The organism is Pseudomonas sp. FP597 (assembly GCF_030687435.1).
In the GTDB taxonomy this organism is placed as follows: Bacteria; Pseudomonadota; Gammaproteobacteria; order Pseudomonadales; family Pseudomonadaceae; genus Aquipseudomonas; species Aquipseudomonas lactucae.
The window spans coordinates 2,863,725-2,874,563 of the sequence record NZ_CP117432.1; the positions used below are offsets into that span (position 1 = coordinate 2,863,725).

The window sequence follows — 10,839 nt, forward strand, 5'->3', positions numbered from 1 at the left end:
CCGTGAAAACTTTGCATACCGGTGCCTTTCTGACGACGGCGCTACTGCTGTGTGGGTGCAACCCCTTGATGAAGGCTTCATGGGACACGTTCAAAGCGTCCGCCCAGGGGCCTGCCTCGCTGGAGTTGACTCCGGCCCAGATAGCGGCCGTGCCGTATCCGCAAATTCTGGTGACGACCGTTACCAGCGAGGGCGTGATGGCCATGGCGCGTCGACGTGGCGACCTGCAGTTCTGGCTCGCATCCGGCAATCAGGTGTTGCTGATGCGCGACGGCCTGGTGGTGCGCACGGTCGGGTTGGGGGTGTCGCTCGATGGCACGCGCTTTGATGGTGAGTCGCCGTTCAAGCGCGGTTTGCAGCATCTGCACGACGGGCATACCAGCACGCGCTGGATCGATATCTACCAAGGCTACCGCGTCGGCCTTAGCGTCAATAGCCGTTTCAGCAGGCACGACATCGAACCTATCCGGATTCTGAACAGGGACTACGCCTTGCTGCGAATCGACGAGCAGGTGGCGATACCCGGCCTGGATTTTCGCGCGACCAATCGTTACTGGGTGGACCCCCAGGACGGTTTCATCATGCAAAGCGAGCAGCACCTGACGCCGCAGATTTTTCTGAAAATAGTGCAATTGCGCCCTGATCGGGAGGCTGTCCGGTGAAGTATCCAAGCCTTTTATTGCTCGGCGCGTGCATGTTCGCCACGGGGGTAAGCCAGGCCGACATCACCGTCAGCGGCGATGTCCGAAACCCCGGCAACCTCGCCATCCAACCCGGCACACGTCTGCGGGACGTGATCCTTGCAACCCAGCCCAACGCCGAAAGTTACTGGTTGGGCGCCGCGTGGCTGCACCGTTCCCTGGAAGGCCCGCAGGCCCGCTTGAAGGCCGGGGTGTTGTTCGATCTGAAATTGCTGCAGCAAGTCGCCTTGCTGGAAGGGCGTGACACTCGCGCTGCATTGAGCGCGCGTTTGTATAAGCAAGTGGAGCGGTTGCCGGTTACCGGGCGCCAGGTTGCGGTGCTTGATCCGATCGCCTTGGAGGTAGGGTTTGCGCTTGATAGCCCGCTCGATGAGGGCGACCGCCTGATTTATCCGGCTCGGCCGTCCACCGTCGAAGTGTGGGGAGCGGTGGAGCAGACCTGTCAGGTGCCTTATGCCGCAGCGCAAGAAGCCTGGGTGTACGCCCGGCGCTGCGCGATTCTCAGCGACGCCCAAAGCGATTATGTGTGGTTGATTCAGCCCGATGGCCACGTGAGGCGCCTGGGCGTGGCGCCATGGAACCATGAGGAAGGTGTTATGCCTGCCCCCGGCAGCCGGATCCTGGTGCCTATCCGAAGTGATGATCTGCAATCGCCGACACCTGAACTCAATGAACAGTTGGCCGAGTTTCTCGCCACTCAACCCTTGGCTGAGGTGGCCCCTTGAAGCTACGTTTTGCTGCTGCATTGCTCTTGCCGTGTGGGCTGGTTCATGGCGAACCGCGCTACACCCAAAATGACTTTGGCGGTGTCGGTCTGTTGCAGACACCCACCGCGCGCATGGCGCCTGTCGGGGAATTAAGCGCTACCGCCAGTCGTACAGACCCCTATTCGCGCTACAGTTTTTCCTTCCAGCCCTTTGATTGGCTGGAGGGTTCGTTCCGCTATACCGCGATCACTAACCGGCAGTACGGCCCGGAGGCGTTGAGCGGCAATCAAAGCTTCAAGGACAAGGCCATCGATGTGAAAGCGCGGCTTTGGGAGGAGAGCCACTGGGCTCCGCAAGCCGCAATCGGCGCCCGTGACATCGGCGGGACAGGCTTGTTCTCCAGCGAGTATTTCGTCGCCAACAAGCGTTACGGCGACCTTGATTTCAGCCTGGGTCTTGCCTGGGGTTACTTGGGCAACCGGGGCGATTTCAGCAACCCGCTGGCGATAGTGGGCAGCCAATTCAACGACCGGCCGCAAAGCGATGCGGATGTGGCCAGGGCGGGTGAAGTGAACACCAACGCTTACTTCAGGGGCCACCCCTCGTTGTTTGCCGGGATTGCCTATCAGACCCCCTGGGAGCCGCTGAGCCTGAAACTTGAATACGAAGGCAATGATTACAAGAATGAGCCGCTGGACAACCCGATCAAGCAAGACCTGCCGATCAACGTCGGCGTCGTCTACAAGTTGGCCGACAGCGTCGACCTGAGCGCGGCTTGGGAACGCGGCAATACTGCGATGTTCGGCATTACCTTGCACACCAACTTTTTCAGCCGCAAGGCCCCCGTCAAAACCTATGACTCTCCTGCCGAACCGCTGCCGCCGCAGGTGCCGTCGACCCCGTTGGATCAGGTGAACTGGGCGAATGTGTCCAGCCGGTTGCAGCAAAACGCCGGCTACCAGGTCAAGCGCATTGCCCAGCGCGGTCCGGAGTTGTTGGTGTATGGCGAACAGTCCCGTTACTTCAACCCGGCCAAGGCGGTAGGGCGGGCTAGCCGAATTCTCGACAACAGCGTTAACCAGGACGTCGAATGGTTCACCCTGGTCGATCAGCGTTACGACATGTCGATAGAAGAGACCAGCGTGCCGCGTGACACCTTCCGCGCGGTGCTCAAAAATGATCGGCCGCTGCAGGATCTCCACCGGGCAACTGAGGTCAATCCGGCGCTCGCCCATCGGGAGACAACCCTCTATACCCAGGCCCTGGACCCGTTTACTTATGGCGTTGGCCTGGGCTACAAACAGAACATCGGCGGCCCTGACGGGTTGCTCTATCAGTTCAGCGCCGATGCCGACGCGCAGTACCGTTTTACCCGCGATATCTGGTGGAGCGGCATGCTCAGCGCGAACCTGTACAACAACTATGACAAGTTCACCTACGATGCGCCGAGCGGGTTGCCGCGCGTGCGCACCGACCTGCGTAAGTACCTGACCACCTCCGACGTAACGATGCCGACGTTCCAGCTCAACCATGCGGTGCAGTTGGATCAGAACCTGTATGGCATGGTCTACGGCGGTTATCTGGAATCCATGTTCGCCGGGGTCGGCGGCGAAGTGCTTTATCGGCCCGTGGGGCAAGGCTGGTCAGTGGGCGCCGACGTGAACGTCGTGCGCCAGCGTGACTTCAACCAGGGGTTCGGGCTGCGTGACTATCAAACGGTGACCGGCCATGTCACCAGCTACACCGAACTGCCGGGTGATGTGCAGGCGGCTGTCAGTGTCGGGCGTTATCTGGCGCGTGATTGGGGATCCACCGTGGATCTGTCGCGCGAGTTCAAGAACGGCGTGAGATTTGGCGCATGGGTCACACTCACGACCGCCTCGAAGGCGGACTACGGCGAGGGCAGTTTCGACAAAGGGATCTATATTTCCATCCCGTTCGACGAATTCATGAGTACCTCGACGATGCGTCGCGCCAATATAGTCTGGTCACCCCTGACCCGCGATGGCGGGGCACGCCTCAACCGTGCCTACTCATTGCACACGATGACAGAGGGGCGTGACAGCGGGCGGTTCTACAACAACTTCGAGAAGATCACCGAGTAGACAGGCTGAAGCGAGCAAGCCTGCCGCGCGGATAACGCGGATAAAAAAGGTGGGAGGGAGCACGCTCCCTCCCACCTTTGGCCGTTATCAGTAGATGTCTTTTGAAAGCAGCGTAAACGGCGTCTTCACCAGGATCTTGATATCCAGCCACAGCGACCAGTTGTTGATGTAGTGCAGGTCGATGTCGACGCGCCGTTGCATCTTCTCCAGGGTCTCGGTTTCGCCCCGGCAGCCATTGACCTGGGCGAGGCCGGTGATGCCGGGCTTGATCCGATGGCGGGCCATGTAGGCAAGAATTTTCCCCGAGTAGTAGTCGTTGTGCGCAATAGCGTGGGGCCGTGGGCCGACCAGGGCCATATGCCCCTGCAACACGTTGAACAACTGCGGCAGCTCATCAATGGAGGTGCGGCGGATAAACCGGCCTACCGGGGTGATCCGCGAGTCATTGCGGCTGGCCTGGCGCACTTCATGGTCGTCATGCACGCGCATCGAGCGAAACTTCCACACCTTGATCACCTCGCCATTCCAGCCATGACGTTCCTGCTTGAAAATCACAGGGCCTGGCGAGGTGAGCTTGATCAGCAGGGCGAACAGCAACAGCACCGGGCTCAGCACGATGATCGCCAGCAAGGCGATGCTCTTGTCCAGCAGCGACTTGCTCAGGGCGGCGGTGGGGCGGCTGGTCAACGGGCTTTCATTGAGGAAAATCGCCGGCAGCCCATCCACTTCGGCCACGCAATGGTTGAGTAGCAGCATGTTATTGAGGTCGGGTACCCAGATCACATCCACGCTGATGTCCAGCAGGTTGAGGTACAACGCCTCGATGTGCGTGGCTTCCTGCAGCGAGTGGGTGATATAGAGCCGACGAATGCCGTGTTGCCGGATCAATTGCGGCAAGTGCGGCAGATCACCGAGTATCTGCGGCTGCGCGCCTTCGACCGCTTCGGCGTAGCAGCCGACCAAGCCCACCAATGGGGAGCGTTTTTGGCGAGAGAGGGTTCGGGCCAGGTCCACGGCAAGTTTTCCGTTTCCCACGATCAATGACTTTTGCCGCTCATGAAGTTGGCGGTGGTAATAGCGTGACAGGCTGTGCAAGGGGATATAACACAGGGCTAGTAACGGATAACTCAGTGCGGCCCACAGTAATAACGTTTCCAGTGGGAACAGTGTGCCTGCTTCGCAGGCTATGCCCACCGCAAATAATATGCCCACCGTCAACAGCCAACCCATGAACAGCCGTCCCAAGCCCACGGCATAATCATCTCTTTTGCTGTATACATCGCACAGGCTGTAGGCTGGGAGGGACGCCAGTATTGTAAAGGCGGCGAGCACTCGATAGTTGTGCTCAAGTTGGCCTGTCTTTAAAAATACCAACATAAACAACACTGCAACGACCAAGCCTGACGCAAGCGTCCATTGGCCCCAGAACGTCAGACCCTTGGGGGTCAGGTTGCGATGCATTCTAGTATTGTTCAGCATAGTTCTGCTCCCGGTGGCGACCACGCACGTAGTGGCAGGGTTTAATTAAGTTGCGGTATAAGCGCATTAAAACGACAGGCACGCGCAAGCGCGTACCCATGGATAGTAATGAACGGTCGGGGTCAGTGGCTGACGACTTATAACAAAGTGAGGAACATGCTGTTATCAAGAAGTGTGTTATAAATGGGCAGGTATAAGAGGGTGGTAATAGGTGGGGTGCGTGATAGGACCTGTATTTTTTATTATATTAACGGCGCGATGGGTTCAGCTCTAACGGCTTCTTGATTTTCTGCGTGAGGCAATAGCCACGGTTTCTGACCGCGCGGAATAGGCGTTCGCCATCATTGACCCGCTTGAACTTTTCCTGCAAACGACTGAGGCACATCTCCAAGCCTCGGTAGTGGTCCGGCTCGCGGCCTATATTACGGATCAACTCTTCCTTACTGACCACGCGTTCTTCGTGGTGCAGCATTTTTTTTATCAGCGCCGATTCGATGGTGGTCAACGAAATACGCAGGTCGCCTTTGACCAGTATTCGATCATGTTGGGTAAGCAGCCAGATGTCCTGGGGATATAGATGAGTACTTTCGGGTTTTTTGTCCGCAGGACGTGTGTGGGTATTAGGCGGGCCATCAGCGGTCTTGGGCGTTGGCATTCTTGACTCCTGCCGCATAGCGTCAAACGGCTGTGAAGGCAAGGTGAGGGTGTGCGTGGCCAGCGCATTCAAGTCGTAGTGGAACATTTCTGCATTGGGCGTAAAGTCCTGCAGTGCGATAGCGGGAAGTGTGGGGGGGAAAGCGTATTTTTTGAGAGAGCTCATAGTGTCTACCAAGATCGGAAAAAGGCAGGTTTTTATAAACGGTCGGCAGGTGAGTAATAGCCACCCTGAAAGTATTCGAATGGCAAATTTTTAGCCAACATTGCACTATCGAAAAACTCGACATTTTTGGCGATAAAGCGCACTCGGGTGGCATGGATCAATTCCAGCATGTGGTCGTAGAGCCGATCGAACAGACCGGAGCGGGTGTTCAGGCTAAGCCGAAGGGCCGAGTCCGGGAGGGGCATTTTGATGTAGTCGTACAGTTTCAGATCGGTTAAAAGGTCACCGGGTTTTGTATCGAGTGTGTAGTTGTCATAAGCCAAATTGATACAGTTCTGGTCTTTGAGTCTATACAGTTGGCGTACCATTGCCCTGCGTTCTACGGGCCCTGGCAGCGTGTCCAGCGGATTGTCGATACTGAGCGTAAAGGCATGCCCTTGTTTTTCCAGTGTCTGAGCCACGTGAAAAATGTCTTTTATCAGAGCTTCGTTCATTAACGCAGCCTGATCTATCTTCACAAGCCTATGACTGACAACTTGGGGTGTTTTGCGGCGCGGCAGGGTATGTTGCAGCGCTTGGCTATAGGCGCTGTCAAGTTGCACGCGATCCCCTGTGCCGGATACGGCGATTTCACTGCCCCACAATGCTTGGCTACGCTCGACGATGGCCTGTCGGGTTATCGTGAAGTGCACAACGTCTGCAGGGGATAGTTGTTCGCTATTCACGGTTCGGCCTCTCCTCGATGGGTTGGAAATGGTTGGTGTGGATAAGTCCTCGGCTGAGTTTGTAGCCATAGCCGCGAATGTTCTGGATGATGTTGTCACCGTAGTGCGCCTTGATTTTACTGCGCAGACGGCTGATAGACTTTTCCAGCGCTCTGGAGTCGTAATGCTTGGTATTAAGACCCATGACTTCGGCTATTTCATTGTGACTAAGGAGCCTGTTCTGCATGAGGGCTTCCAGTACCTTCATTTCAACAAAGGATATTTCCAGTTTTTTGCCTTCGCCAAAAAGACACATGCGATCTTGGTCGAGCATCAGACCGCAGCAATTGAGACGAGCGTTTTCACTTAGAAAAGCATCAAATAGGCTTAGTTTTTTTTCAGGAGAAGTTTCTACCACCTTGACACAATAATCAGCGCCGGCCAGGTAGTATTTTGTCTTGCTCAAGGTGGATGCAAACGTCACAACGACAAATATAGTACAGCCCGGGTTGTCGCTCCGAGTCTTTCTTATAATGTCCAGCGTTTGATTGAGGGCAGAGGGCGTATCGATTTCTATAATGACGGCATGGTAATGCCCGTGTTTTTCTTTGGCGTCAGTTAGTTGACAGTAGCAGCGTGTGTCGACTTTTAAATCATTCGGTACAGTCCGAGCTATCAACTGCCGAAAGTCCTCCGATTTCGATTGAGTCCGTGCAATAGCGAGGACATTGGAAAAATGCATAACCCACTCCCTTTTCTTGCATGCATGGCCGACAGTTCAATAGCTGCTAGCATTTAGATACTAATCGAATTGAATACGGTAAAAAGTGACAAATTTTAACATTTGTCGTGCTTTTTTCGGGGGGCGAGAAAGTTAAAGGGTTGTTGCGAGGGGGGGTTACCTGAACTTAAGCAATAGGCTAGTGCATACTTGGAATGTTCGCTAAGTATTTTAGTCCCAACGATTTTTACACGGTGCAAGGTTCAGTCTTGCCCGTTGCGGAGCGCAAGTCGTTAGAGGGCAGGCGTTCCAGGGAATGGTCTCTTCAGGCGTGCTCCTCTGCCCGCAATTGCCCACTCATCTCATCGCAACTCTGAGCCCAGTCCTTGAGCCATTGCGGCATCGGTGGTGAATCCTGCGCCAGGCCCAGTTCGCGCACAAACTCAGCGGGAGGCAGAGTGCCCTTGGCCGAGCGGAACAGTCCGCGCATCACGACCACGCCGACTACGCGGCCACGGCTGACAAAACGGTGTTCCATCAGGCTCCACTTGGAATCCCAGCCGAGCATGCGGGTGTGTACCTCGAACGCCTCGAACAGCTTTAATTCGCGTCGGAATTTACCCCAGGTGTCGCCGACGATGGGCAGCGCCTTGTGGCGTAACGCAACGCGAAAGGCCCCGGTGCGCAGGACGAAATCCATCCGTGCGACATCCGCCAGGGAAAAGTAGCGGCCGTTGGTGACATGTCGGTTTATGTCCAGGTCCAGCGGCCACACGCGCATGCGCACCACGGTGGTGGCGAGGCCATGTGCAGGTTTGCGCCATGGACGGCGGCACAGCATGTATAGCAAACGAAACCAGAGATTCATAAAAGAGGCCTGCCAGTTGATCAAGGCAGCACTGTAAGGACCTGGCGGTGATGGAGGTAGGTCCGTAAATGACATATTTACGGCGCAGTGCGCAGTTGGGTTATTCCCGGTTGAACAGACGAAAAAAAACCGGCTGATCAGGCCGGTTTGGGGTGCTCCGCGAACAGGGCGGGTCAGGCGCGGTTGTCCAGCAGACGATCGGCACCACCCTCAGCCAGACCACGTTCCTGCAGACGATCGGCGCCACCTTCGGCCAGACCACGTTCCTGCAGACGATCCGCACCGCCTTCAGCCAGACCACGTTCCTGCAGACGATCGGCACCACCTTCAGTCAGACCACGTTCCTGCAGACGATCGGCGCCACCTTCGGCCAGACCACGTTCCTGCAGACGATCCGCGCCGCCTTCGGCCAAGCCACGTTCCTGCAGACGATCGGCACCGCCTTCAGCGACACGGTTGCCTTGCAGGCGATCGGCCCCGCTTTCAGCAACACGACTTTCAATCAGGCGGTCCGCGCCACCTTCTGCAACAACCGGGTGGGCAAATGCGTTTGCAGCGAGTACCGAGAAAGCAAGGCTAAGCAAGATTTGGCGTTTCATGAGTGTGTGCTCCAAGTGTTTTAAGTAGGTGTTGCCGGGTATGGGTTTGATGTTACGCGTTGCATTTTTTAAGAGAACTTCATTGCGCTGATGGTGACTATCGACGTCAGCGATGGCCCGCTTCGAAGAGCCATCGCGGGGCGTCATGGCATCTGCGGCAGTTCTTGAGGGCGCAGGTCGAACACCAGCACCTCGGCATCGTCGCCGTGGCTGAGGCGGATCAGTTGTTCATCGCGAATGCGCGCACCGTCGCCTTCCTGCAAGCGTTGACCGTTGACTTCCACGCTGCCCCGGGCCACATGCAGGTACACATGGCGATTGGGCGGCAGGTCGAGGGTGGCGGCTTCATCACCGTTGAACAGCCCGGCATACACCCGCGCGTCCTGGCGTACGCTCAGCGAGCCGTCGGCGCCGTCCGGCGAGATGATCAGTTGCAGGCGCCCGCGTTTTTGCGCCTCGCTGAAGTGCTCCTGTTGATAACGCGGCTCGGCGCCGGCCACGGACGGCACGATCCAGATTTGCAGAAAGTGCACCCCACGGCTTTGGCTGTGGTTGAACTCGCTGTGGGCCACGCCGCTGCCGGCGCTCATCAGTTGCACATCGCCGGGGCGGATCACCGAGCCGGTGCCCAGGGTGTCCTTGTGTTCCAGGGCGCCTTCGAGCACATAAGAGAAGATCTCCATGTCGCGGTGCGGGTGTTGGCCGAAGCCTTTGCCGGCGGCGACGCGGTCATCGTTGATCACCAGCAGGTCGGAAAAGCCCTGTTCGGCAGGGTTCCAGTAGTTGGCGAACGAGAAGGTGTGGAACGACTTCAACCAACCGTGATTGGCGGCACCGCGTTCGGAAGCTTTGCGAAGGGTCAGCATGGTAGTGTCCTCAAGTGGGAGCGGGCTGCGACATGCAGGGCTCCGGCGTTGAGAAGAAGGTTAATGGTTGCTGATCGATTCATTAAGAAGCTGAAATCTGAATGACTGTCTCTATAGAGTTGACAGTCTGCGACGTGGCATAATGGCCGCCGCTTTCCTTCCCCCCGATGGACTTCTTTGCTATGAAAACCGTGGCCATGGCGCTGTTTCCGGACTTCCTCCTGCTCGACATGGCTGGGCCGCTCGAAGTGTTTTCCATTGCCAACCGCTACCTGCCCGCGGCCGCGCATTACCAGATCCTCATCATTGGCACCGAGCCCGGCCCGCTGCGCGCCTCCAACGGCGTGATGGTGCAGGCCGACCTGTTGCTGGAACAGGCCGACGGTGCCTATGACCTGCTGTTGGTGCCTGGCGGTCCGGGGGCCTATAACGAATGCCACCCCGATCTGCTGCCCTGGCTCAAGGCCGCCGTCCCACGGGCACGGCGCTTCGGCTCCATCTGTACCGGCGCTTTTGTGCTGGGCCATGCCGGTCTGCTCGACAATCACCGCGTCACCACCCACTGGCACTACACCGAGCGGCTGATCAAGGCGTTCCCCAAGGCCATCGTCGAGACGGATCGCATCTACCTGCAGGACGGACGCCTGATTACTTCGGGCGGGGTCACGGCGGGCATCGACCTGGCGTTATCCGTCGTTGCCCAGGACCACGGCAAGCAAGTCGCGGTGGACGTGGCCAAGGTGCTGCTGGTGGTGATGAAACGCCAGGGTGGCCAGGCCCAATTCAGCCCGATGACCGCCGCCGTATCGCCCCAAGAGACCGCGATCACCCGCGTGCAGAACCATGTGCTGGCCCATCTGGAACAACCGTTTACCATCGAGTCCATGGCCGAGTTGGCCGGCATGAGCGCACGCCACTTTGCCCGTTTGTTCGCCAGGGAGGTGCAGATGACACCCATGGCCTTTTTGCAAGGCGCACGTATCGACCGTGCCCGGCAATTGTTGGAAAGCACCGACCTGCCGCTCAAGACCGTGGCTTTCCACGCAGGCTTCGGCAGTGTGCGGTATATGCGCTCTCTGTTCAGTGAAAAGCTTGGCCTCAACCCCACCCAATACCGACAACAGTTCAGTTAGCGACAGAATGTCCGTCTCGCGCACCCGATTGTCCGTGTCGCTCCCTGTGCCAGCATTGTCCTGTCACCGGTAGCTGGCAAGATAGCGTCAAGCCCACGGAATAGGATGCGCGGACGCCCAAGAACGGGCGTTTCAG

11 protein-coding genes are annotated in these 10,839 nt (G+C 57.5%); 4 read left to right on the forward strand and 7 right to left on the reverse strand.

Translation table 11 applies throughout. The annotated features are described in order from the left end of the window. The first annotated feature begins 2 nt into the window (after positions 1 to 2). From PSH66_RS13420 to PSH66_RS13430, 3 genes are read left to right on the forward strand one after another with little or no spacing between them, the layout of a single operon-like run. Positions 3 to 662 (forward strand): YjbF family lipoprotein, encoded by a 660-nt coding sequence (locus PSH66_RS13420; RefSeq protein WP_305429343.1) that lies wholly within the window; start codon positions 3 to 5, stop codon positions 660 to 662. 32 nt (positions 663 to 694) lie between these two features. Further along, entirely contained in the window at positions 695 to 1,426 is a 732-nt protein-coding gene (locus PSH66_RS13425; protein WP_370694850.1) for a capsule biosynthesis GfcC family protein, read from the forward strand. Then, positions 1,423 to 3,513, forward strand: a complete 2,091-nt coding sequence (locus PSH66_RS13430) for a YjbH domain-containing protein (RefSeq protein ID WP_305429345.1) — start codon at positions 1,423 to 1,425, stop codon at positions 3,511 to 3,513. The genes PSH66_RS13425 and PSH66_RS13430 overlap by 4 nt, the downstream gene beginning before the upstream one ends. A gap of 87 nt (positions 3,514 to 3,600) precedes the next feature. On the opposite strand, the gene PSH66_RS13435 is transcribed toward PSH66_RS13430, so the two are convergent. From PSH66_RS13435 to PSH66_RS13465, 7 genes are all read right to left on the reverse strand, one after another. Beyond that, entirely contained in the window at positions 3,601 to 4,992 is a 1,392-nt protein-coding gene (locus PSH66_RS13435; protein WP_042944550.1) for an undecaprenyl-phosphate glucose phosphotransferase, read from the reverse strand. A 247-nt stretch (positions 4,993 to 5,239) separates the two neighbouring features. Next, on the reverse strand, positions 5,240 to 5,812 hold the full coding sequence (locus PSH66_RS13440) for a winged helix-turn-helix domain-containing protein (RefSeq protein ID WP_003173493.1): 573 nt from the start codon (positions 5,810 to 5,812) through the stop codon (positions 5,240 to 5,242). Between the two features lie 32 nt (positions 5,813 to 5,844). After that, positions 5,845 to 6,537 (reverse strand): hypothetical protein, encoded by a 693-nt coding sequence (locus PSH66_RS13445; protein WP_003173494.1) that lies wholly within the window; start codon positions 6,535 to 6,537, stop codon positions 5,845 to 5,847. After that, a complete protein-coding gene (locus PSH66_RS13450) occupies positions 6,530 to 7,258 on the reverse strand; it encodes a winged helix-turn-helix domain-containing protein (protein ID WP_078732861.1) in 729 nt (242 codons plus the stop codon). The genes PSH66_RS13445 and PSH66_RS13450 overlap by 8 nt, the downstream gene beginning before the upstream one ends. Before the next feature lie 304 nt (positions 7,259 to 7,562). Next, positions 7,563 to 8,105, reverse strand: coding sequence for a thioesterase family protein (locus tag PSH66_RS13455; protein ID WP_141064472.1), 543 nt, complete (start codon positions 8,103 to 8,105; stop codon positions 7,563 to 7,565). A 173-nt stretch (positions 8,106 to 8,278) separates the two neighbouring features. Then, positions 8,279 to 8,704 carry a hypothetical protein gene (locus PSH66_RS13460; RefSeq protein ID WP_305429347.1) on the reverse strand — a complete coding sequence of 142 codons (426 nt, stop codon included), beginning with the start codon at positions 8,702 to 8,704 and terminating at the stop codon, positions 8,279 to 8,281. Between the two features lie 143 nt (positions 8,705 to 8,847). Then, on the reverse strand, positions 8,848 to 9,570 hold the full coding sequence (locus PSH66_RS13465) for a pirin family protein (protein WP_078824347.1): 723 nt from the start codon (positions 9,568 to 9,570) through the stop codon (positions 8,848 to 8,850). Positions 9,571 to 9,752: 182 nt separating this feature from the next. Here PSH66_RS13465 and PSH66_RS13470 point away from each other — a divergent pair, with 182 nt between their 5' ends. Next, the gene (locus tag PSH66_RS13470; RefSeq protein ID WP_042944552.1) at positions 9,753 to 10,703 is read left to right on the forward strand and encodes a GlxA family transcriptional regulator; all 951 of its coding nucleotides are present in this window, start codon (positions 9,753 to 9,755) and stop codon (positions 10,701 to 10,703) included. Positions 10,704 to 10,839: the final 136 nt, after the last annotated feature.